General features: G+C 40.9%; 21 protein-coding genes, 1 tRNA gene and 1 pseudogene. 13 read left to right on the plus strand and 10 right to left on the minus strand.

Annotated elements, in window-relative coordinates; genetic code table 11:
* Nucleotides 1–488: 488 nt before the first annotated feature.
* The gene (locus tag NLP_RS27420) at nucleotides 489–1988 is read right to left on the minus strand and encodes an ABC transporter permease subunit (protein ID WP_104909086.1); all 1500 of its coding nucleotides are present in this window, start codon (nucleotides 1986–1988) and stop codon (nucleotides 489–491) included.
* 76 nt (nucleotides 1989–2064) lie between these two features.
* Here NLP_RS27420 and NLP_RS27425 point away from each other — a divergent pair, with 76 nt between their 5' ends.
* Nucleotides 2065–2820, plus strand: a complete 756-nt coding sequence (locus tag NLP_RS27425; RefSeq protein WP_104909087.1) for an amino acid ABC transporter ATP-binding protein — start codon at nucleotides 2065–2067, stop codon at nucleotides 2818–2820.
* 78 nt (nucleotides 2821–2898) lie between these two features.
* Here the strand turns inward: NLP_RS27425 and NLP_RS27430 are convergent, their stop codons facing one another.
* On the minus strand, nucleotides 2899–3099 hold the full coding sequence (locus NLP_RS27430) for a hypothetical protein (protein WP_104909088.1): 201 nt from the start codon (nucleotides 3097–3099) through the stop codon (nucleotides 2899–2901).
* A 265-nt stretch (nucleotides 3100–3364) separates the two neighbouring features.
* Nucleotides 3365–4057: a lipoyl(octanoyl) transferase LipB gene (gene lipB, locus NLP_RS27435; protein ID WP_104909089.1), complete on the minus strand. Its 693-nt coding sequence runs from the start codon at nucleotides 4055–4057 to the stop codon at nucleotides 3365–3367.
* A 617-nt stretch (nucleotides 4058–4674) separates the two neighbouring features.
* Between lipB and hpf the strand changes: the two genes are divergently transcribed.
* A complete protein-coding gene (hpf, locus tag NLP_RS27440) occupies nucleotides 4675–5322 on the plus strand; it encodes a ribosome hibernation-promoting factor, HPF/YfiA family (protein WP_104909090.1) in 648 nt (215 codons plus the stop codon).
* A gap of 396 nt (nucleotides 5323–5718) precedes the next feature.
* Here the strand turns inward: hpf and NLP_RS27445 are convergent, their stop codons facing one another.
* Nucleotides 5719–6576, minus strand: coding sequence for a sulfurtransferase (locus tag NLP_RS27445; protein WP_104909091.1), 858 nt, complete (start codon nucleotides 6574–6576; stop codon nucleotides 5719–5721).
* A gap of 239 nt (nucleotides 6577–6815) precedes the next feature.
* Between NLP_RS27445 and NLP_RS27450 the strand changes: the two genes are divergently transcribed.
* The 3 genes and pseudogenes from NLP_RS27450 to NLP_RS27460 all read left to right on the plus strand — a co-directional run bounded on the left by NLP_RS27450 (nucleotide 6816) and on the right by NLP_RS27460 (nucleotide 10347).
* Nucleotides 6816–7514, plus strand: coding sequence for a DUF305 domain-containing protein (locus NLP_RS27450; RefSeq protein ID WP_104909092.1), 699 nt, complete (start codon nucleotides 6816–6818; stop codon nucleotides 7512–7514).
* Nucleotides 7515–8160: 646 nt separating this feature from the next.
* Nucleotides 8161–8523: pseudogene (locus NLP_RS27455) on the plus strand (response regulator transcription factor); the annotation flags it as partial.
* A 183-nt stretch (nucleotides 8524–8706) separates the two neighbouring features.
* Complete coding sequence (locus NLP_RS27460; RefSeq protein WP_234017087.1) at nucleotides 8707–10347, plus strand: purple acid phosphatase family protein; 1641 nt, start codon at nucleotides 8707–8709, stop codon at nucleotides 10345–10347.
* 208 nt (nucleotides 10348–10555) lie between these two features.
* Here the strand turns inward: NLP_RS27460 and NLP_RS27465 are convergent, their stop codons facing one another.
* Nucleotides 10556–11488, minus strand: coding sequence for a serine hydrolase (locus tag NLP_RS27465; protein ID WP_104909094.1), 933 nt, complete (start codon nucleotides 11486–11488; stop codon nucleotides 10556–10558).
* 9 nt (nucleotides 11489–11497) lie between these two features.
* On the opposite strand from NLP_RS27465, the gene NLP_RS27470 reads away from it, so the two are divergent.
* From NLP_RS27470 to NLP_RS27480, 3 genes are all read left to right on the plus strand, one after another.
* Nucleotides 11498–12202 carry a C40 family peptidase gene (locus tag NLP_RS27470; protein WP_104909095.1) on the plus strand — a complete coding sequence of 235 codons (705 nt, stop codon included), beginning with the start codon at nucleotides 11498–11500 and terminating at the stop codon, nucleotides 12200–12202.
* A gap of 14 nt (nucleotides 12203–12216) precedes the next feature.
* A complete protein-coding gene (locus tag NLP_RS27475; protein WP_104909096.1) occupies nucleotides 12217–13230 on the plus strand; it encodes a glycosyltransferase family 2 protein in 1014 nt (337 codons plus the stop codon).
* A 102-nt stretch (nucleotides 13231–13332) separates the two neighbouring features.
* The gene (locus NLP_RS27480) at nucleotides 13333–14586 is read left to right on the plus strand and encodes an MFS transporter (protein ID WP_104909097.1); all 1254 of its coding nucleotides are present in this window, start codon (nucleotides 13333–13335) and stop codon (nucleotides 14584–14586) included.
* Nucleotides 14587–14625: 39 nt separating this feature from the next.
* Here NLP_RS27480 and NLP_RS27485 read toward each other — a convergent pair.
* Nucleotides 14626–14699: transfer RNA gene (locus NLP_RS27485), tRNA-Arg, on the minus strand.
* Nucleotides 14700–14733: 34 nt separating this feature from the next.
* Here NLP_RS27485 and moaC point away from each other — a divergent pair.
* Nucleotides 14734–15240 (plus strand): cyclic pyranopterin monophosphate synthase MoaC, encoded by a 507-nt coding sequence (moaC, locus tag NLP_RS27490; protein WP_104909098.1) that lies wholly within the window; start codon nucleotides 14734–14736, stop codon nucleotides 15238–15240.
* 84 nt (nucleotides 15241–15324) lie between these two features.
* Here moaC and NLP_RS27495 read toward each other — a convergent pair whose 3' ends face one another.
* Entirely contained in the window at nucleotides 15325–15996 is a 672-nt protein-coding gene (locus NLP_RS27495; protein WP_104909099.1) for a Uma2 family endonuclease, read from the minus strand.
* Nucleotides 15997–16120: 124 nt separating this feature from the next.
* Between NLP_RS27495 and NLP_RS27500 the strand changes: the two genes are divergently transcribed.
* The 3 genes from NLP_RS27500 to NLP_RS27510 all read left to right on the plus strand — a co-directional run bounded on the left by NLP_RS27500 (nucleotide 16121) and on the right by NLP_RS27510 (nucleotide 17302).
* The gene (locus NLP_RS27500) at nucleotides 16121–16378 is read left to right on the plus strand and encodes a hypothetical protein (RefSeq protein WP_104909100.1); all 258 of its coding nucleotides are present in this window, start codon (nucleotides 16121–16123) and stop codon (nucleotides 16376–16378) included.
* A gap of 119 nt (nucleotides 16379–16497) precedes the next feature.
* Entirely contained in the window at nucleotides 16498–16806 is a 309-nt protein-coding gene (locus NLP_RS27505) for a DUF3181 family protein (protein ID WP_104909101.1), read from the plus strand.
* A gap of 280 nt (nucleotides 16807–17086) precedes the next feature.
* Nucleotides 17087–17302 (plus strand): acetyltransferase, encoded by a 216-nt coding sequence (locus NLP_RS27510; RefSeq protein ID WP_104909102.1) that lies wholly within the window; start codon nucleotides 17087–17089, stop codon nucleotides 17300–17302.
* 67 nt (nucleotides 17303–17369) lie between these two features.
* Here NLP_RS27510 and NLP_RS27515 read toward each other — a convergent pair whose 3' ends face one another.
* The gene (locus NLP_RS27515) at nucleotides 17370–17840 is read right to left on the minus strand and encodes an ABA4-like family protein (RefSeq protein WP_104909103.1); all 471 of its coding nucleotides are present in this window, start codon (nucleotides 17838–17840) and stop codon (nucleotides 17370–17372) included.
* Between the two features lie 625 nt (nucleotides 17841–18465).
* Nucleotides 18466–19641: an acyl-CoA dehydrogenase family protein gene (locus NLP_RS27520; RefSeq protein WP_234017088.1), complete on the minus strand. Its 1176-nt coding sequence runs from the start codon at nucleotides 19639–19641 to the stop codon at nucleotides 18466–18468.
* Nucleotides 19642–20301: 660 nt separating this feature from the next.
* Here NLP_RS27520 and NLP_RS27525 point away from each other — a divergent pair.
* Nucleotides 20302–21987: an iron uptake porin gene (locus tag NLP_RS27525; protein ID WP_104909105.1), complete on the plus strand. Its 1686-nt coding sequence runs from the start codon at nucleotides 20302–20304 to the stop codon at nucleotides 21985–21987.
* Nucleotides 21988–22255: 268 nt separating this feature from the next.
* On the opposite strand, the gene NLP_RS27530 is transcribed toward NLP_RS27525, so the two are convergent.
* The gene (locus NLP_RS27530; protein ID WP_104909106.1) at nucleotides 22256–23305 is read right to left on the minus strand and encodes a hypothetical protein; all 1050 of its coding nucleotides are present in this window, start codon (nucleotides 23303–23305) and stop codon (nucleotides 22256–22258) included.
* Nucleotides 23306–23336 lie beyond the last annotated feature (31 nt).

Consider the following 23336-nt stretch of genomic DNA (forward strand, 5'->3'; position numbering starts at 1 on the left):
ATAGCAAGCATGAAATCATTAAGTTAAATTCACTTAACGGTTATAGTTACTATTTACATTTCTTAATGATTACAAGTCCATCATAGCAATAGTGTTATCTGATTGATATTAAACCTCATCTATGTTGAGAACCGTAGTTTTTGCCCTCACCCTAAATCCCTCTCCCTACTTGGGAGAGGGACTTCTTTCCGGCTCCCCTTCTCCCAATATTGGGAGAAGGGGCTGGGGGATGAGGGTTTTTCTATTCATACAGAACTACGGTTTTCAACGTGGACGCAGTTTACATAACTTTTTTATTGGATTCGCCCCAAAACATTAACTAAAATTAAACAATAAATTGTAATTAGCGCAAACAAGGTATAATTTAGACCCTATAATTTAATGTTCTCAGGAGCTTAACACACAACTGCTAAGTATCCCAAAAATCAGCTTTACAAGTATATTTATGATCATTCTCTGGATTTTGAGAAATTATTTTTGAAAGTCTCTTAGCGCTTGATGGGATTCATCCAAGCTTCTAATCGGCTAAATACTTGAGAAGAAAGTAGCGTCAAACATAAATAAACCACCGCGACACCTGCGTAAATTTCAAAGGCGCGATAGTTATCAGCAACAATTAACTGTCCTTTACGTAGTAATTCTTCAAACCCAATCACAGAGACTAAGCTAGTATCTTTCAATAAACTGATAAACTCATTACCCAAAGGTGGAATCATCCGCCGGAAAGCTTGGGGAAAAATTACATAACTCATAGTTTGCACAGAACTCAAACCTAATGATTTTGCTGCTTCTGCTTGTCCTGGTTCAATTGATTGAATTCCAGCACGAACAACTTCGGCAATGTATGCAGCGCTATTCAAACTTAAGGCAATTACCCCAGCACTAAGACGATCAAAAGAAAATGTCAAACCAAGTTCTTGTAAAATTGCTGGTAAACCAAAGTAAATCATAAAAATTTGCACCAGCAAAGGCGTTCCCCGAAAAAAATCTACATACGCCCTCGCCAACCAACGCACAGGTGCAATATGAGAAAGGCGAACAATACCAATTAAGGAACCGCCAATTAAACCAAATACTACAGAAAATATCGTCAATTGCAACGTTATCAATGCACCCTGCAATAGACTTGGAAAAGCCTGCAATATCACGCTAATTGAAGTTAATATTTTAGGTGCGCCAGCGTTAGTTTGATTCTCAAATGGTGATTTAGCTGGTAGTGATGGTGGCTCAACTTTAAACCATTTCTGGTAAATTTGGGAATAAGTGCCATTTTTCAGCACCCGATCCAAGCCATCATTTATCAATGTCAAATTCGGCGAGTTTTTAGCTGTAGCAATTCCATAAAACTCCTCTGTCAGCAATTTCTGTACTACTTTAATTCCCTGAAGATTGCCTGTATTAATTGCATATAAAGTCACAGGTGCATCATTAATTACCGCATCTACATTACTGTTGAGCAATTCTTGCAGGGCTAAGGGTGCAGAATCAAAACTGCGAATTTGTACCCCAGGAATACTCTTAGCCTTTGCAGCCCCTGTTGTGCCAATTTGTACTGCAATTTTTTTATTTTTGAGACTATCAAAACCAGTAATTTCTTGATTGTCTGCGCGAATTGCGATCGCTAACCCAGCCTTAAAATAAGGACGAGAAAAAGAAATCGTTTTCGCCCTCTCCTCAGTAATTGTGATCGAACTAATGGCCGCATCTACCGTTTTAGCTTGCAAAGCTGGGATAATGCCATCAAAAGACAGACTTTGAAAATCAACTTTAAACTTAGCAGCAACTGCGATCGCATTCATCAAATCAATGGAAAACCCCTGCAACTCACCACCTTTTCCTTGAAACTCAAAAGGTGGAAACGCCGGTTCCGTAGCAACCCGCAAAGTTTTCCCTGCGCTAGAGTTCACAGCACAGCTAGCCAGTAATAAACAGCTAAAACCTACGAAGACACATAAATACAGCCAACGCCTAAAACCAAATTTAGCCATATTATTTTCTCTTCTTCTGTGCATTTGCGGTTTTTTAAAATATTACAATCAACTGTAGAGCAGCTTGACATAAGTAATGAACAATACCATCCCCGCGATTATTTTTGACAGTATCGAAAAAAATTTTGGTTCCCTGAAAGTTCTCAAAGGAATCACCGGCGAAATCAACCGGGGAGAAGTTGTTGCAGTTATCGGTTCCTCCGGCTGTGGTAAAAGTACCCTACTACGCTGCTTCAACCGCCTAGAAACCATTGACAAAGGGCGTTTAATCATCAACGGAATCAACTTATCCCGACCCACTGTCAACTATAACCAACTGCGGCAACTACGAACACAAGTAGGCATGGTTTTTCAACAGTTCAACCTGTTTCCCCATCTCAGCGTCTTAGAAAATATGACACTCGCACCGCGTAAAGTCTTGGGTAAAACACCAAAAGAAAGCGCCCAACTAGCGAGATTATATTTAGAAAAAGTCGGTTTATCTGACAAAGCCTCTGCTTATCCCGAACAACTTTCTGGCGGACAAATGCAACGAGTAGCGATCGCTCGTAGTTTATGTATGAATCCCCAAATCATGCTATTTGACGAACCCACCAGCGCCCTAGATCCCGAACTCGTCGGTGAAGTTCTGCAAGTGATGCAACAATTAGCCACAGAAGGGATGACAATGGTAGTTGTCACCCATGAAATGCAATTTGCAAAAGAAGTAGCCCATCAAGTGATATTTTTAGACAAAGGTATTGTCACAGAACAAGGCCCAGCCTATGAAATGCTGACCAATCCCCAAAGCGATCGCCTACGTATTTTTCTAAGTCGCCTCAACGTTAGATAGTTAGGAGTTATAAATTAAAGGCTTCTTTTGCACTCCTCACTCATCACTCAGCACTTAGTACTCAGCACTCAGCACTACTTAAAGGTACTCGCGCAAGAAATCAAAGGGATCGTCTTCCCAACAAGGTTCAGGTATTAGCCAAAATAAACTACTGTGGATATCAGCTTCAATTTCATCACCGTCGTCTCTATCAAATAGTTCTATCAAAGCTGTCCAATCACGTTCTCTGAGAGATGTTAACGATGGGGCATATACCTGGAGATTATTTGAGTAATTCACGCGCAAAGTTGTGCTTGACAGCCGTAAAAAGTTAGTATAGAAATTTATAAATAATCAGATTTTAGCTTTGACAACCGCAGTTATACCAATTCAAAATTCCAAAAGTCTGATTTAATCTGGCTTTTCAGGTTTGTATCGATCGCATTCTTTTTTAAAATAGGTATTAAATAGTTATTTTGATATTATTAGATATGGACTATTCTCATAAGTGTCTCACAATTTAAATAGGACTGCTATAGTATTTATTACATATTACAAGCTGAATTTACTCAAGCCAGAAAAATCCTTGAGGCTGAGATTCTACTAATTCCACGCCAAAGACTTCCGCAAAAGATTGTGCTATGTAAAAACGCACTTCTTGGCAGGTGATACCTGGAATCCATTCGGCTAAACTGCCTACAGGTTTGTCAGAAATGCCGCAGGGTACAATGCGCTCAAAGCCCTTCATGTCTGGACAAACATTTAACGCAAAGCCGTGCATAGTAATCCAACGGCTGACTTTAATACCAATAGCTGCAACTTTTCGCCCTTGCAACCAAACGCCAGTAAAAGCCGGAATTCTTTCTCCTTGCAATCCATAAATTGCCAATACGCGAATTATTACTTCTTCGATTTGCCGCAAGTACCAATGGAGGTCTTTACGATAACGTTGCAGATTTAAAATTGGATAGCCCACCAGTTGACCGGGACAATGGTAAGTAACCTCGCCGCCTCGTTCAACTCGATGCACATCGTATTCACCTTTGTCAATCTCAAATTTGATAAAATCTGAGTTGCTTCCTTGTCCTAGAGTGTAGACGGGTGGATGTTCTAGCAAAATTAACACATCATCTAGACTGGGGTCGTGGATGCGCTCAGTTAGAAGCGATCGCTGCCATCCATGAGCTTCCAAGTAAGGCATTAATCCTTGGTTATACAGCAAACAAATGTTTTTGTGTGGTTTTATACTATGGATCATGCCAAAATTCAACCGTATAAAGAACTAAATATATTTCAAATTACAGAATTAGAATCAAAAATTGTCAAGCTTTGCAAAGGATTTTAAAGGAAAGTCAAGGGAACATGCATTGGAAAATACAAAGTGCTAGCTTGAATAGATAACCTCAATAGGTTTTTAGGAGGAATTCTCTGCAATAAGCATTATGCCAAGACAATAAGGAAGAATGTCCTAGCTGATGACTTTAATACCATTGTTTGCATTGCAAACAGAATCAAACTTCCACAAAGCCTTGTATTCTTGAACAACAGCAAGCAAACCTCAATCGAACACAGAAGGAGCAAATATCAACAGTTCTGTAAGCATTCCTTTTAAAGAAAAGGTAGTCATAAGAGCTACAATTAGATTTCCTCAACTCTTGAGTGCTAATTGGATATACAATTAGACATCAGCGCAGAGATGAGGAGGTAAGGGTATACTTGACAATTCCTCAGATGCAGTAAGCTGAGAGACAGCTTAACAGCAGTAGATACAATATAGTTCACAATTTGTTTTGGCGGGAGTAATAAACCTTACCGCAATTTCTTTTCATACAAAGCAAATTCACACATCCAAAATATTCAGCGGGAGAGTATTACATGAAGCTTGTCATCCACGGCAAAAATATTGAAATCACCGATGCAATTCGTGAATATGTACATCAAAAAATTGAAAAAGCAGTTAGTCACTTTCAAAGCATTACAAATGAAGTGGATGTGCATCTTAGCGTCGCTCGGAATCCCCGAATTAATCCAAGACAAGCGGCTGAAGTAACTATTTATGCTAATGGTAGCGTTATTCGGGCCGAGGAAAGCAGCGAAAGTCTATATGCCAGCATTGACTTAGTTGCAGATAAAATTGCCCGTCAATTGCGAAAATATAAAGAACGGCGTCAAGACCACAAAACTCATACTCAACCAACAGAAGTAGTTATTCCAGAGTCGATAGTAACAGATTTAATTGGCGATCGCACCGCCGAATTGCCCAATGAAGTCGTCCGCACCAAATATTTTTCCATGCCGCCGATGACCGTTGCAGAAGCCCTAGAACAACTGCAACTCGTGGGACACGACTTTTATATGTTCCACAATTCTGAAACTGGAGAGATTAATGTAATTTACGAACGTAACCACGGCGGTTATGGTGTTATCCATCCCCGCAATGGTAATGGAAATACTAACGGCAAAAATGGCAAGGCAAGCCACACTAATATAGTCATGCCAGAAAAGTCGCATTCGAGTAAATAGGGAGATGAGGGGAGCAGGGGAGAAGTTGCAGTCAGTCTTTCCCCTCTCCACCTCTGCCTCTTTCAATGCCCATTACCTTTGCCTCCAGAAATTAGCTAATACGCGAGCGTTGGAGTAATGTGAAAATTTGCAGTTCGGCTGCTGGATCGCCGTGGGATTCAAATAGTTGATATTGTCGCCCAGTTATCACAGCAAATTCATCCATAACTTTCTGGGTGATGTCTGCACAAGCTAGAGAGTAAGGATTGACAGTTTCTCTAGCTTGGAAGTAGACATCAGAGTTTTGTGTTGTACCGAAACAGGTTTATCGGGGGATACAGAGGGCTTGCGCGGCTAGCTCGCGGATCGGCTGTATGTCTACTATTCTTCTTAACCCAAGCGTATTGCTTTATACGCTCATTGCAGGATTCTGCTATCAATTGGTAGTGCAAAATCACGAGACCATTCATTCCAAGAGCCAAAATAATTTCTAGCAGAAATTCCCGCCTCTTCAAGGGCTATTAATGTATTCGCAGCCCTTGAACCCTTAAAGCAGTAAATATACACAATCGACTCGGAAGTAATACCTACTGACTGACAAATTTCTCGGATTTCATCTGGCGATCGGAACGTGGAAATTTCCGATTCAGAATTCATTAGATGATGCCATTCTAACCATACTGCATTAGGGATTCTACCTTTGCGAGGACAAAAATCAGGATGGTAAGGAGAAGAACTCAACCCAAGCCATTCGTTGCGATCGCGCACATCTAATTTAATAATTGCTGGATTGTCAATTGCTTGCAACATCTCGGTGGTAGTCACCATTATGTCAGCGTTGGGATGCAATCTAAATATACTACTTTCACCCTTCAGTACTTCATCGGTAGTAGGTAATCCCGCTTTGAGCCATGCTCTATATCCTCCGTGTAAAATAGATACCTGAGCGCAACCCAAATATTTCAGTAAGAAAGCTGCTCGACAAGATTGACCATAACCTTTATTTAAAGCATCTTCATAAACAATTAACTGTTCTGTACCAGATATTCCTACCCTGCTCATAATTTCTGCAAAATACTCTTGCAATTCCTTTAATCCTGCTGGGGAGGAATTCTCTAAAAGATAGGTGAAAAAATCTCTAATATTTATGGATTCAGAAATATGAGAAATAGCATAATCTTCTTGACTTCGCGTATCAATAATGACAGTTTTTGATGATTTTTTTGTTAACAGTGACGTGACTTCTTGAGGGGAAATGAGGAGTTTTGTATTCACGCTTTCATGCTTCTGTTATCGTGCTATTAGGCATTATCGCCTTTGGTAGATTTGCATTGGGGAATGCAAATTACAGAAGAATAAAGGTTAAATGTTATGAGATAACTTTTACAGCTGTGTTATTTTTAAGTAAAAAGTCAGAATTCTAAATAAATTACTTTCACCAAAGTTCATTAACAACACTTTAATTTCATTAGATTGTCAAATCGTTAGAATTAGAAAACTATTAGGTAAGATTTATGCAACTGCTATTTTTAAGGAATGGTTTTTTGGCGTTAACTTTTACTGCGATCGCTTCAAGCGGTGGGTTAATTACAGGCTGTACTAGTACTGCTTCCCAGAACCAAAGCCAAACGCCAAAGGAAACCGCCACCAATGCTAATGACAAGCAGATGATGAATCACAGTGGTGGCATGATGAATCACAGTATGGGAATGGATTTAGGCCCAGCCGATGCTAATTTTGATTTACGATTTATCGACGCGATGATACCGCACCATCAAGGGGCTGTGGAAATGGCGAATGTTGCGCAGCAGAAATCAAAACGTCCTGAAATCAAAAAACTAGCAGACAATATCATCAAATCGCAAAACCAAGAAATCACTCAGATGAAGCAGTGGCGACAAGCTTGGTATCCCAAGGCGGGAAATAAACCAATGGCTTACGACAGCCAAATGGGTCATACGATGGAGATGTCGTCTGACCAGATGAAAGGCATAATGATGAGTCAGGATTTAGGTGCAGCCGATGCTGAATTTGATCTGCGCTTTATCAATGCGATGATTCCTCACCACGAAGGGGCTGTAACAATGGGGCAAGATGCCTTAAGTAAGTCTAAGCGTCCTGAAATCAAGAAATTAGCCCAAGAAATTGTCAAAGCCCAAGAGATAGAAATTAAACAAATGCAACAGTGGCGAAAAGCTTGGTACAACCAGTAAACCTAAGTCTTTGCGTGGATATGCGAGCAACTAATATAAACAAACCGCCTTCTCTCTCTGCCAGAGGTTTCCGCCAACGCGCAGCGTCTCGTTAGAGAAGGACGCAAAGGGAAGAAAGGAGAAATAAATAAATATATAGGACTTACGCACTGTACAAATTAATCATAGTATGTTTCACGAAAATAGGTCGTTTCAGCCTTTATTAATTGTTCTTTGATGATCAGTAAACCCGCGCTGTAGGGGCACAGCAATGCTGTGCCCCTACGACAGATGTGGTTTTTAAAGCCTTACATACTATAGGACTCGGATTTGATTTTTGAAAATATACTGAGACTGAAAAGCCCGTTTTCTCAGGGTTTCATTTGAAATCTTGTTCGGAAATCAGACAGGAGTCCTATATGTATTTTGTGTCAATGCGTAAGTCCTAATATATATATAATTTTCGCAAATGATTTAGGACTAGGCTGATTTAAGACTAGCTCAACAAAACCGCGATCGCGAAAAATTAATTCGAGGTATTGAAAGGATTGAATCTATTGAAGAATTACAGCAATCAGTTGATAGATTTTTAAACCTTGAGGAGGTAAAGGTGGTTCTCAATATATCAATCTAGGAGATACTAATTAATTGTTGGCGGATAAATTATATGAGAGTCCTGCTAGTCGAAGATGAGCCAGATTTGGGTTGGGCAATTAAGCGTACCTTGAATCTAGAAAAGTATATAGTTGACTGGGTTTTAGATGGTGATGAGGCATGGGATTATCTAGAAAATCAGTGGAGGCAGTACACCCTAGCTATTATCGATTGGATGTTGCCAGGATTGTTTGGGTTACAACTGTGTAGTCGCCTACGAACACGGCGTAATCCTCTACCAGTTTTGATGTTAACAGCCAAAGATAGGATGGAAGATAAAGTTGCTGGATTGGATGCAGGTGCTGATGATTATCTGGTGAAGCCCTTTGGTATGGCGGAATTGTTAGCGCGGTTGCGTGCTTTGCAGAGGCGATCGCGCTGTGCTAGTTGCGTAAGTCCTAGTTAAGATAAAATGCGTTCAGTCAGTGAATACCCTAAAAAATTTGGTATTTGACTCATGGTCAGACGCTTACGCAGCCGTAAAATTTCCTCAGTAGCTATACTCGTGCTTGTTATATGCTTTACTCTGATAGGTGTGCGTTCATTTGGGCAAATAATTATGACATCAGTACCCCAACTGCTCACCGACCCATTTTTGCAATTACCAACTGAAACTTCAGTACGAGTCGTTTGGTTTACTGAATTTGCTGGTGTCAATCATACAGTAACTTACGGAGAAAATCTCAAACAAACTGCTAAGGCAAGTACTAATAAACTCAGTCGCACACGTGAAGACCAACACTCAAGAGTTGCAAACCAAACCGAAGACGGACAAGTTTATCAAAAACCCGTACAGCGAGACGTTTGGCGACATGAGGCTGAGGTAACTGGGTTAACTCCTGGTGTGCGGGTAAATTATCGTGTCACGAGTGTGCAACAAGACGGCGAGAGTGTTGACAGTGATGTTTTTAGCCTTGCAGCTACTCCCAAATCAGATACACCATTGAAAATTCTACTTACCTCAGATCATCAATTAAAGCCGATGACAGCAGCAAATCTGCAAAAGGTGGTAGAAACAGTTGGACGAGTTGATGGTGTATGGTTTGCCGGTGATTTGGTCAATGTTAGCGATCGCGCCTCAGAATGGTTTGATGATAATATTGGTGGTGCCTTGTTTCCGGGTTTACAAGGTCGTGCTAAATATGAAATGACGCACGATGGTGTTAAGACAACCTACACTGGTGGACAAATAATTCAACATGCACCGATGTTTACTTGCATTGGCAATCATGAGGTGATGGGGCGTTTTACTAGGACGAGAAGTTTAAATGATGAATTTGATGATACAATTCCCCGTGTCGTTGCTCAAAAAATCTACCCAGATAAATCTTTAATCGATAATTCTTTTAATACTAATACCTACGAAGAGATTTTTTCTTTACCAAAAAGTCAAGAGGGTGGAAAAAGGTATTATGCAGTCAGTTTCGGTGATGTGCGTTTGGTGGTACTGTACGCTACGAATATGTGGCGGACTCCCAGTTTAACCAGAAAGCATAAGGGTAGATATCTAGAAGCAGAAAAGGATTTAAATAATTCTGAAAATTGGGGCTATGGACAAGTTATTTATGAGCCAATTGCTAAAGGCAGCAAGCAATATAATTGGCTAGAGACAGAACTTAACAGCCCTGAGTTTCAACAAGCAAAATACAAAGTTGTGATGTTTCATCATCCGCCCCACACTCTGGGTGATAACATAGTTCCTGCTTATACAGAACCAGTTCAAATAATTGAACGTGATGGTAATAATATCAAAGCAGTGCGTTATGAGTACCCCAAAGACGCAGATTATATTATCCGCGATGTTGTGCCAATACTTGAAGCAGCTAATGTGCAATTGGTATTCTATGGACATTCCCATTTGTGGAACCGCTTTATTAGTTCCAGTGGAATGCACTTTCTAGAAACATCTAATGTGGGTAATACTTATGGCGCTGCTTGGGGTGACAGAAAGCGAGAAGTACCAATTGGATATCAAGAAGATTATGTTAAGCTTGGCGATCCCAATGGGTTAGAACCAATAATGCCAACAATTGCCCCCTTGCTCGGTGAAGATGGGAAGCCAATGCCTTATATTGCGAGTAATGATATTACGGTTTTCAGTATCTTTGATACGGGGACAGGTACGATAAGTAGTTATCGCTTTGATACTCGCAAGCCTGATTCGGAAGTATTAAAGTTTGACGAATTTAAGTTGAAATAGTAGGGTAGCACAGCTGTCATTGGTGTCAGACTGTATAAGTTTTGCCCTCACCCCCAGCCCCTCTCCCAATTTTGGGAGAGGGGAGCAAATTCTCCAGTTCCTCTTCTCCCAAGTTGGGAGAAGGGGGTAGGGGATGAGGGCCACCCTATAACCCTTTCTCTTACCTCTAAGGAAGAAATAGGTATTCTTGCGATCCGATCGGAGTAGATCATAGACTAGCGATCGCTTCGGCAACTAGTTTAGAAACAAAGGGTAAAATATCCCGACTCTTAGCCTGGGCTTTCCCTTCAGTAAATACCACTAAGAGGTAAGGGCGCTTATCTGGTAACTCAATATACGCGGCATCATGGTGAACTTGACTTGTCCAACCTGCCTTTGACCAAATTCGAGCATTTTCAGGGAGTCCACCGCCTAAGAAACCTGTTACTTGATCTTCGTCTCTGTCAGTGGGCAAATCGTTAAGAGTCCGTTTGAGCAAAGCCATCATTGCTTGCGATCGCGCACTTGAAACCGCCACTCCACCGACAATACTATGCAGTAACCTAGCGATCGCATTTGTTGTCAACATATTGCGATTTTCCAGTAACTCTCCCACAAATGCCCGTTCTCGTCCATAAGCGCCATCACTCCAAGTTTTTTGACAGACGTTAATCGTCTCCATTTCTTCCCAACCCAAGGATTGGTAATAGCGGTTAACAATATTACGCTGATATTTCCAGGTTTCAAAGGGCCCGGTTGGTAATTGTGGCCCTGAGGTGGTGCCACTCAGAATATCCACAACCAAGCTGGTAGCATCATTACCAGAATCGACAATCATATCCCGCAAAGCTCGCTCCAACTCCTTGGAGGTTTGAGTCATGCCTTTTTCTAGCCATTCGTTTACCGCCACCAGGTAAAATAGCTTGACTACACTGGCAGGATAAATCCGCTCAACACCGCGATAAGTGAAACCACGAACTGGGTGATCCCAAAAAGCGTTGGGAGTCAGCGCCCCACCAGTATTTACTCGCACTGGTGGATCGTAAACAACCCAAGTCAAGGCAATTTGGTTACGTGCTAAGGTCTCAAATGCTGCCCAAGTTGCATCTAAAATGCCTAACCCAAGATTTTCGAGTTGTTCGTCTTTATTAAAAAAAATCATTCTCTGATAATGTCCTTTAATCTAAAATCCAAAATCCAAAATCCACAATCAGGGGAGTATCAGTGTTTAGCTGACTTGAATTTATATGATTCTCCTGAATGTACGCGTTTAGCAACTCAAGCTGCATCTGGGAGACATTTGTGGGTAACATCAAATCATCAAAATTCGGCGGTTGAGGTGTATTTATGTGAAGATAACTATCCAGGATGGGTATACCTTTCAGAATTTGATTCATTACAATCTGCTACTGTACCTTATCAGGCTGCAACATTTTCTGAATCGGAGATTAAAAAACTCCTAGCAGAGATTATCGCCTTTACCCAAAAAGCGATGCAACAATCAAATTATTATCTTTGGGGTGGTACGGTTGGGCCAAATTATGATTGTTCTGGGTTAATGCAGGCGGCGTTTGCTTCGGTGGGTATTTGGCTACCTAGAGATGCCTATCAACAGGAAGGATTCACTCAACCAATTACGATTGCAGAATTAGTAGCCGGGGATCTGGTATTTTTTGGAACTAGCCAAAAAGCCACCCATGTCGGGCTTTATTTGGCGGATGGTTATTATATCCATAGTTCCGGGAAAGAGCAGGGACGGAATGGGATCGGAATTGATATTCTCTCGGAACAGGGAGATGCAGTTAGTCAGTCGTACTATCAGCAGCTGCGAGGTGCTGGTAGAGTTTTTAAGAGTTACGAACCACAGAGACGCTGAGGGCGCTGAGACTTATGAGGAGTGGGTTAGTTGATCAAGGGGTGATTAGGGAAAATGGGGCGATTTCTGCAATTGTTCCAGATGTTTCAGTGGTAGTACCAATACATGACGAGGTAGAGAGTTTGCCACTTTTACTAGAAGCGATCGCCTCTACTCTATCTTCTAGTCAGGTAAATTATGAAATCATTTGTGTAGATGATGGTTCTACGGATGGTTCTGGGGATTTTCTCAAAGAACAGGCGCAAATCCGCACTGATTTAAAGGCAGTGATTTTGCGTCGCAACTACGGACAAACTGCGGCGATGGCTGCTGGATTTTATTATGCAGTCGGTAAAGCGATCGTCACTTTAGATGCCGATCTCCAGAATGATCCGGCTGATATCCCCATGTTATTAGCAAAGCTGGATGAGGGTTACGATTTGGTGAGTGGTTGGCGGCAAAAACGCCAAGATGGGGCCGTAAATCGGTTACTTCCTTCCAAAATTGCCAATTGGCTAATTCGCCGCACCACTAGCGTGAATATTCATGACTATGGTTGTTCGCTGAAAGCCTATCGTGCAGAACTGCTAGCAGATATGAATCTCTACGGTGAATTACACAGATTTTTACCTGCTTTGGCGTACATCGAAGGAGCTAGAATTACTGAAATACCTGTACGTCATCACGCCCGCCGCTTTGGTCGTAGTAAATATGGAATTTGGCGGACATTCCGGGTATTGATGGATTTGTTAACGATTCTGTTTATGAAAAAATTCCTCACCCGTCCGATGCACGTTTTTGGGCTGTTGGGCTTGATTTCAATGTTTTCGGGGACTGCGATCGGAATTTACTTGACTTTTGTCAAATTGGCTTTAGGTGAAATGATTGGCAATCGCCCTTTGCTGATTTTAGCAGTCCTCCTGCTACTAACAGGAGTGCAGTTGTTTTGCTTTGGACTTTTAGCAGAATTGCTCATGCGTACATACCACGAATCCCAAGGACGGCCTATCTATCGCGTGCGAGAGGTGGTAGCAAAAAATGTTAAGTAACGTAACAATAGTAGTCATTGGTCATTAGTCAATAATTAAGAGTAAATATTGCTTGACTCTAGACAAAGGACAAATAAAAAAACCAATTAAATTGCATCTACCTTGAAAGCATTTAATACCTTTGACGCCCAACTGCGGCGCAACCTGCTAATTTTATTTACAGCAGGTTTATTATTCTGGTCGAGCCTATCTTCGCTCTTACCAACTCTACCGCTTTACATCAATGATGTAGGCGCAAGCAAGCAAGAAATTGGTCTTGTCATGGGTAGTTTTGCCATTGGCTTATTGCTATTTCGCCCAATGCTGGGAAGATTAGCCGATGAACGTGGTCGCAAAATTGTCTTATTGATTGGTACGATAGTAGCTGCGATCGCACCTTTTGGTTACTTGGCAACCCGATCTATTGGGCTGTTGATCCTGGTGCGGATTTTTCACGGCATTAGTATTGCTGCTTTTACCACTGGCTACAGTGCCTTAGTTACAGATTTAGCGCCTGCTGAGACTCGTGGTGAAATCATTGGGTACATGACCCTAGCAACTCCCATTGGTTTAGCAATTGGCCCTGCCTTGGGTGGGTATTTAGAAGCTACAAGTGGTTACGGGATATTATTTCTGTTATCCGCTGAATTGGGTTTTGTCGCCCTCTTGGAGATTTTACAAGTTACGAATCCGCCAGTGCAAATGCAGGAGCAGACAGAGGGAGAGGATCGCAAATTTTGGCAAATTTTGGCTAGTCCACGGGTGAGAGTTCCAACTATAGTTATGTTGCTGGTTGGTTTGTCCCTTGGTGCTGTACATACTTTTGTGGCATTGTACCTCAAATCCACTGAGGTGGACTTCAATGGTGGACTGTTTTTTACAGCTGCGGCAATTTCAAGTTTTAGTATCAGGGTGTTTGCTGGTAAGGCAAGCGATCGCTTCGGGCGGGGTTTGTTTATTACCTTTGGTATTTTTTGCTACGTTTTGGCGTTAATACTGCTGTGGCAAGCTGACAGCGCGATCGTTTTCTTACTGGCTGCGATCGCTGAAGGTGCTGGTGGTGGTACACTGTTTTCGATGATGATTACCATGATGGCAGACCGTTCACTGCCGCAAGAACGGGGGAAAATTTTTGCTATGTGCATAGCTGGACTTGACCTGGGAATTGCGATCGCTGCTCCTCTTCTGGGTATTATTGCAGAACTTGTAGGCTACCGCGATATGTTTGGCTACGGTGCTGCGATTACTTCTCTTGCACTTATCCTCTTCCTCACCTGTTCGAGCAAAAACTTATCCAACTCACTGCGTTTTGCATTAGGTCTAGCTCCAGATGCCTACGCCTTGAAAAACTTAAAAGTTAGGAGCGATGAAATTTAACTCATCACTCCTAACTTTCAACTCTTAACTTTTTTAAAACGGGCGAGGAGGGATTCGAACCCCCGACACCGTGGTCCGTAGCCACGTGCTCTAGTCCACTGAGCTACACGCCCTCACCGACAATCTATATTAACACGTTTTAACCAAATGGCGCAAGATATTCCATCTAATTTTGCCAACTTAACCCATTTAGATCCCCAAGGACAGGCGCAGATGGTGGATGTGTCTGATAAAGCACCCACGATTCGCCAAGCAGTAGCAGCTGCCAATGTGCGAATGCTGCCAGCCACTTTCGCTGCCATTCAAGCCGGAAATGTCCCAAAAGGTGATGTGTTGGCAACTGCAAGATTGGCTGGAATTATGGCAGCCAAGCAAACAGCCAATTTAATTCCTCTGTGTCATCCGTTACCTTTGCAAAAAATCGCAGTCGAAATCATACCCGATCCCCAACTACCGGGTTATCAAATTCAAGCCACAGTTAAAACAAAAGCTGAAACTGGTGTAGAGATGGAAGCTTTAACTGCCGTTTCTGTAGCTGCTTTGACTTTATACGATATGGCAAAAGCTTTAGAAAAGTCGATTCAAATCGAATCAATTCGTTTGATAAGTAAGACTGGCGGGAAATCAGGAGATTATTCGCCGTCAGAGCAATAAGCTATTGGGTATATTAGGTGACAGGTGATAGGGAATAATCTGTACATTGTAACCTGTACCCTATTTCCTTCTTCATCTCCCCAGTCACGGCAGGTTGTCAGGATCAATGCCGAGATTACGTAAGTATGCTGCCAACTGTTCTGCGCGTTGACGTTCTTGTTCTAATAATAACTCAGCCCGTTCTGCCCGTTGATTGAGTTCTAGAGAGTTCAAAAATCTCTGTCCATCTAAACGGTAAATTACTAACTCTCCTTGCCCAGTCTCAAATCTAATTTCCAAACGGGGACTGACCCAACCATCCATTTGCCATAGCTTATTCAAATGGTTGTTTTGCCGCAACCAGCCATCTAATTGAAAACTTTCAGGGTCGTACAAATAATATTCTTCAACACCATAAGTATCGTAAAACTCTAACTTCCGATCCATTTCCTTGGCATCGTTACTAGGGGAGAGAATCTCGAAGACTACTTGCGGTGAAATATTGTCTTCTTGCCACTGACGATAGGAACGACGTTTGCCCTTTGGTCTACCAAAGATAACCATCACATCAGGTGCAGTCGGTGTAATCAGCTGGGAACGCACAGGATACCAAAGTAAATCGCCTACAATTAAAATATTGTCATTATTAGCAAACAGAATCTCCAAATTCTCTTTAATTAAGACAATCCAACGATACTGTTCTGTGTTTTCTGCCATTGGTTTGCCGTCACTATCGGGATAAAGCAGATCGGAGTCTATTTGCCCAAAGATAGTCATAGGATTTAACCCAGCTGTGCTTGACTTGCAATTCAATTATGACTGCTTCTAGAAGTCTAATCGCAACGACTGCCCCAAAAACCTTAGAATGAGTAGGGTGTATTTAAATCTGTAACAAATATTTATGCCTCCTCGTTGGCCTCGCAAACCCGATCGCAAAGACCCTGATTACCGCAAGATCGATGACCGGATGAATTTTGCCATCCATGTAGCGATCGCTGCTACGATTAATTCTGGCTTGTGGTTTTTCCACATCTTGAAAGACACTACCTGGGAGTGGCTGCCTTTGGTGACTTTAAGCTGGACAGGAATATTGTTGGTGCATCTGATTTATATTAGTGCGATCGCTAACTACACTGAAACTCCACCAAAATCCACCTGAAGATGGATTACTCATGCTGGGGCGATTGTAACCTCTGGTAGTAGGATTAGGCTTGTTAATTGAGCAATAATGTAAAAAAGCCTGTATTTCGGACTTTTTCTTAAAATAGGGTTATTTTTATGGCTAAGACTAACACCACAGAACTACTAGAAGCCCTAGCAGCTGAAATTGGCGAAAATGTCTACATAGACGTTGCCAAATGGCATCTTTATTTATCTAATGCCAAACTGCATACAGTTGTTGCCGAGCAACTGTATCCCTTAATTACTTCCAACGCTGTCAATGAAGACCGAGTTTTACAAGTCTTGGGATCGATTCCAATAAAAATTGGCGGCGGGAAACGTGAAGTTCCTTTAATCGATTTACTACCCCTGCAATGCCAGGTGACTTTAGTAGATATTTTGGAAAAATATCAACGTAATTTCTAATCGCTAAAACCAAGATTATCTGAGTTGGACAATTTTATTAATCAGCATTACCTGATTCGATTTTAGCTTTGGGATTAGGGATATGTTTGTTGTGTCTATTTTATAAAAATGAACTCCACAGATACACATAGATCAATCTCGTATAATTTATGTGTTGATATATGATAAAAATTTCCTTTAATAATTAAGGAATCTCCGCGTTCAAAATCGGTTAAGATTTGAGCGAGTTTATATTGAGACTCGCTTTGAACTTCCACGCAAACTCATTGAGGCAATTTCTATGCTTTTACAAGTCAAAGATAGTGGCGAATTGGTAAAAATTCTTGAAATTCAGGAATTACTTGACCCAAATACTGATGTTGTTAAGGCAAAAGACCAAGAAGGTCAAGAAGAACAGCCACCTGAGACTTTTAAAAAAGAAAATCTCGTTTTTCCTTCAGGTGAAGTTCTACCGCGCTGTTGGTTAGATGCCGACTATAGACACGACAAAGCTTAATGATTTTAAAATCAGGTAATTGGTAATAGTAGGGTAACACAGCTGTGTTACCCTATTTTGTGGCAAATTATGAGGCAGCTTTTTCTCCTACCGTCACCCCTTCATTCTGCTGAAACTTTGGAAAAAATGTCTTAGTAATCCAGTCAGTCAAGATGTGAGACAGTAATCCCAAAGGCCCAGCAAACAAAGATAGAGCCAGAGAGTGAATTGTCCAAATACCTGTTTTCTGTCCTTCCCAATAAATCCACCGACCGACGAATAAATCCATCACTAAAAAATGAATCCAACCTGTTGCCGCAGCTGTTTCATCTGCAAAAAACCTTGCAATATCAGCTAATTGAGGATTCGATAAAGCTTGAGCATTTTCTGGGGTAATGCTGTTAATAAACAAATATAAATATGTTCCTGCTAACAGCACAAAGGGTAGATATGATGACATGATCCACCGTGTAACTTTCCAGTTCGGCAATAAAATCATCAACACCCAAAATGGTAATACGAAAAGATTGGCAACGTTAAATAGTTGAGAAATCGTCATATTTGTGTAAAGTGAGGAGTTAGGAATTTGAAGTTATTATTGTTTTTTGTTTTGAATTAACTTCAGCAGATATATCCCCGACTTTTAAAATGAGTAGGGGATGTGGGTATACTTATAAAGCTATAAGTTGCGATTCGATTTCTGAAGACTTCAAATTAAGAAGCCTGCGATCGCTGTGACAGGAATTTTCGTAGCCATATTTTTGCCTGATTTACTCTGTATGGTAAGTTTTACGGGTTACAAACTTAAATACTGAGATTAAGCTTGGTTTGAAGATTGACTTAGTTATTTTAAGCTAAAAATCTATAGTAAACCTGAAAATATTGCCGTTATTGTTGAGTTTAGGTTTGGCTTTAATTCCTCAAATCAGTGTGGCACAAACGGTAGAGGAGTTGGAACAAAAAGCAACATCTGCCGAAGAAGTGAAAAATTATTAAAAAGCCGCTCATATTTGGCTGAGTTTCATTGAGCGCGATGTCTACGACGGGCTACGCCTACGCAAAAACAGCTATGCTTACGCCAAGCTGGCAGAAGATATTCCTATTAGATAAGCTCAAAACCCTAATGTAGAGACGCGATTTATCGCGTCTTGAAAGACCAATTATCTACACCAATAACCCTATAACTATGAATAAAAGTTAGGTTTTGGCAGTTGATCGTTTAACGCCCAATTTCCGATCTCTTGAATTTTGTAATCTACCGGATCGTGGAGAGTAAACGTGCGGAGATTACGCCAATAGCGATCAAAGCCGTACTTTGCCGTAGTAGCGCGTGCGCCCATAACTTCAAAAATACGGTTGGTAATGTCTAAACCGACTCTAGTCGCTGCAACTTTGGCAGTAGCGACGCAAAGCGCACATTCCCCACGTTGTTCGGCGGTGAGTGACCATTCTTTTTCCCAAGCCGCTTGTAATAATTCTCCTGCTTGCTCAGTCAAGCTCTTAGCTGCTTGGAGTTCAACCCATATTTTGCCATAGTGCTGAAGGATGTAAGGATCTTGGGTTGCACTTTCTACACCTGATGTCAACCAAGGTTTTGTATTAGTTGCGGTATATGTTTTAGCAGCCTCAAATGCTCCTTGGGCAATTCCCAAGTAGATATTAGCAAGATTCAATTGAGTTAAGCAGGCGCGAATAGTGTTGAAAGGTTGACTGGGTTTGTCTCTACTACCAAGAATTTCGTCAGGGTACACCAACACATTCTCAAAAGTAACACTACCACTATCTGTTTGGCGTTGCCCGATATTATCCCAATCATGATGAACAGTAACGCCTTGCCGTTGGGTAGGAATTACCAAAATATTCAATTCACCAGTTTTTTGATCAATGGCAGCGATCGGCAATATATCCGAGTCTTGAGAGCCAGAGCAAAAGCTTTTAATCCCGTTCAGACGAAAATAATCATTTTCCGGTGTCAGAGTCGCTCTCTTATCTAAAGGGTTGAGGGCATTGCACCAAAACCAATTATTGTGAATAGTTTCTGAGTAATATCGCTGTTTTTGCTCTGCCAAGCCAAAGATATGCGGAATTACTACGCCTAAATGGTGGTAAGAAAAGACGTGAGCAATGGAACTATCAACCTTAGCAAACTCGCGGCTAATTTGCAGAACGGTAATCCAGCTTTGCCCTAAACCACCGTACTCTGTGGGTATGATCAGTTTCAGTAAGTTACTTTGGCGCAAGCGATCGCGTTCGTGCTTTGGCGTTCCCCCTTTAGCATCCCGCTCGACAGCAGTTTGGGCAAATTCCTGTGCTAAAGACTTAGCTAGATCGAGATAATTTTGAGACTCTTTCGTTTCCATTAATTGCATACTTTACCACTTCTCCTGTAACCTTACTGTGAGAAGTAACTATAAAAATGGCTAAGAAAAATTGAATTTAAAATAGTTTTGTAAGACTATTTTACTATAAAAGTAGTATTGCATATACTAACTAACAAAGCAAGCCAAAATAAAATAAATTTTGCTAAATTATCTAAGTTATTAATGCAACCTAAAAAATATTTTATCGAGAATAAAGCCGAATCATAATTTGAAATATTTTTTCTATTCTACTTGTCTTTATAGAATATATATGCAATATTATTAATCTAAAGGCAAAATCTACTTAAACTTGATGTTTATATAGTAGTTTATGTTCGATTGCCGATAAAATCTGATTATTCTGTAAAACCATTGTAATTTTACAGATAGATATTCTCTTGTCAAATAGATTAGCTTGTGCAAGAAATCTATTTGTGTGAGAACAAATTTTTTCTACACTGAATATGCAGATAAAAATACCAGAAATTAACTGATACATCTGGTTATATCTGGAAGTGTAGCAATCTTAGTTAAAAATTTCGAGTGTTAAATTAATTCAACATTATCAGGACTAGTCATGATTTTTTCGCTTGACAAGTTACTGAAATGTCTGATGCTTTCACTAAATTTTTCAAACCAAAAATATGAGGAGTGGTAGAAATGTTCAATCGTTCATTTCATAATTTATTCATAGAATCGATGGTTTTGGGGGCTACTTTGCTAGCCACTACATCAGCCCATGCTGAAGACAAGAATTTAGTGGCTAGGACTGAGACTCAAACAAATATACCAATTGCGATCGCGCAGCCCGCCGCAAGCATCACCAATTTTAGAAACAATTCTTCGGTAACAACCATAACACAAACGCCTAAAATTCCTGCAATCAATACTGATGCAATTGTCCAACAGACAAATAGTATGTCTCAGGTAACTTCTGTATCTCAGTTTTCAGATGTACAACCAACTGATTGGGCGTTTCTTGCACTCCAGTCTTTAGTTGAGCGTTATGGATGTATTGCAGGGTATCCAAATAGTACTTATCGGGGAAACCGCGCCATCACTCGCTATGAATTTGCAGCAGGCTTAAATGCTTGTTTATCTCGGATCAACGAGCTAATTGCAACAGCTACATCTGACTTAGTTACCAAACAAGACTTAACTACCCTACAAAGACTGCAAGAAGAATTTAGTGCTGAACTAGCAACTCTACGGGGTCGCGTTGATAATTTAGAACCTAGAACTGCGGAACTAGAAGCAAATCAGTTTTCCACAACTACAAAACTTTCTACCGAAGCCATCTTTGTGATTACGAATGCCTTCCAAGGCTCAGTTAATGGTGATAACACAGTTTTTCAAGATAGAGTTCGCCTCGTATTCAAAACTAGCTTTACAGGTAAAGACTCTCTATATACTCGTCTAAGTACTGGAAATACTAATATTTTGCAGCTTCCTGGTGGTTCAGCTGAAGGTTTGCAAACCTTCAATCTTGCTCCTAGTAACAACAACCTGGCCGTAGATTGGCTCTCTTACTATTTCCCAGTTGGTAGCAAAATTGATGCTTATATAGGAGCCGTGAACGGAGTATATTTTGATTTTGTTCCGACTCTGAGTCCTTATTTGGATAGTGCCACAGGAGGCCGTCGCGCTTTGACAGAATTTGCTTCCTCTAGTCCTATTTATCGTATTGGTGGTGGTGCTGGTGGGGGATTCAATTATCGATTAAGTGACCAATTGGTATTGAGCTTGGCTTACTTAGCAGGAGACCATGCCAATCCTCAGCTCGATAGCGGTTTTTTTAATGGTCAATATAGCGCATTTGGACAAATAACATGGAACCCCAACAGTAACTCTGGCATTGGTTTGACTTATGTAAATGCTTACCAAAATCGGGGAGGAATATTTGACCTGGGTAGTGGTTTTACACTAGTCGGAACAGAACAAGCTAATACTCCATTTGAGCGGACGATTACCAACTCTTACGGAGTTGAAGCTTTCTATAAATTTAGTCCTCGATTTGCGGTGAATGGGTTCTTTGGTTACACCAACGCCAAAAATCTGGCAGGGAGTGGTAGTGCAGATATTTGGTACTATGCTTTAGGATTGGCATTCCCAGATTTAGGGAAACAAGGCAACCTTGGTGGTATCCTTGTGGGTGCAGAACCTTATCGGGGTGGTAATCCTGAACCTGCAAATGATTTATCCTTACATATTGAAGGCTTTTACAAGTATCAGCTTACAGATAACATTGCTATAACCCCTGGTGTAATTTGGATTACAGCTCCTGCTCAAAACAATGACAATCAGGATGCGGTAATTGGCACTCTCAGGACAACCTTCACGTTTTAAATCATCTCAGCAACGTTACAAATGCGTTGCTGATTGAGAATGTGAATTTGCTTAACGCACAGACGCAGAGAGTAAGATTTGAGAATGTTTTCATTTATTTAGATCGCACTCCTATATTCTTCTCTGCGCCTCTGCACGAGATAACAAATGCAGATATGAAAGCCAAATTACTAATTCCTAATTCGTAGTTAACAATATAATTACGAATTACGAATTACGAATTACGAATTACGAATTACGAATTACGAATTACGAATTACGAATTATTTTAACGTCCTTCACGATTCAAGCTCAGAGGTTGTTCTTCAACTAGTGGCAGCACATCCTGCCAAAGGCTAATTCCATCGTATAATCCTGGAGCCATTAAGAATACTTGAACCCAAAGAATATTGAACCACCAGTAAAGCCCTTGGATAATATTTTCCTGACCTACCAGATATACTGTCAGCAGGTACAACAAGACCGAAATTATTAAACTAGTAACAGATGCAACTATGCCTTTTGTGGGCTGTGACAACTCTGTGAAAGGCCACATATTGAATTGCCAGACAAATCCTAAACCAACAGTTGTCCAAATTGCTGCAAAGGTTGGGCCTGTCGTTGTTGTAAATAAATCCAGTCCTAGCTGTTTGAGGAACAATTCTGTAATCAGAGTAAGTAACAAAATAATACCTGTATGAAGTAACCCCAAACGTGGCATTCCTAGTTCCAATTTGTTCAAAGGCCAACGTTCAAAGAAACTGCCGAATACTGTCGAACAAGGAAACCAATACCAAGGAATGTAAAACGGTTGAAATCCCCACATTTGCGGCAAAAAGGTGAGGGCAGGGGCAATAAAGAAGATGGCAAAAAAGATATTAAGAAAGCCGCTAACTGGATGCCAGTTGCGTACTTCGTTAGTGGTGACAATCGTATTGTCAAAGAAGAACAAACTGGCGGCGGCGGTAATGATTGCTGTTTGTCCCCACAAGCCAACGGGTGTATCAGTGAGAATTGCTTTTGCAGAAATGAACTTCCAAGCTTCTCCAGTAATATAAACTAGCGTTAAAAGCACTACTAAATTCACTGTTCCTCGTCCAAATCGGGTGGAGGAAAAGCGAGAACCTGGATAGCCGTTGAGGGAAAAACCTAGATGCCACCACCAGACGAAGCATATCGTGATGTAAGTCAATTTTGTGCCCACATTCAGCTGAATAATTTGACCAAAGATGAGTTCAAAAATATAGCTAATGACAGCAATTACAGCAATAAAAAACAGCCCCTTAAATGGCTGACTTTTCCAAATGCTCCGCCTCTGGGTTGGGTTTGCAACGCTCATAGTATCAACTTAAATAATGTTGGATTTACCC

The sequence above is a fragment of the Nostoc sp. 'Lobaria pulmonaria (5183) cyanobiont' genome (assembly GCF_002949795.1).
Taxonomy (GTDB): Bacteria; Cyanobacteriota; Cyanobacteriia; order Cyanobacteriales; family Nostocaceae; genus Nostoc.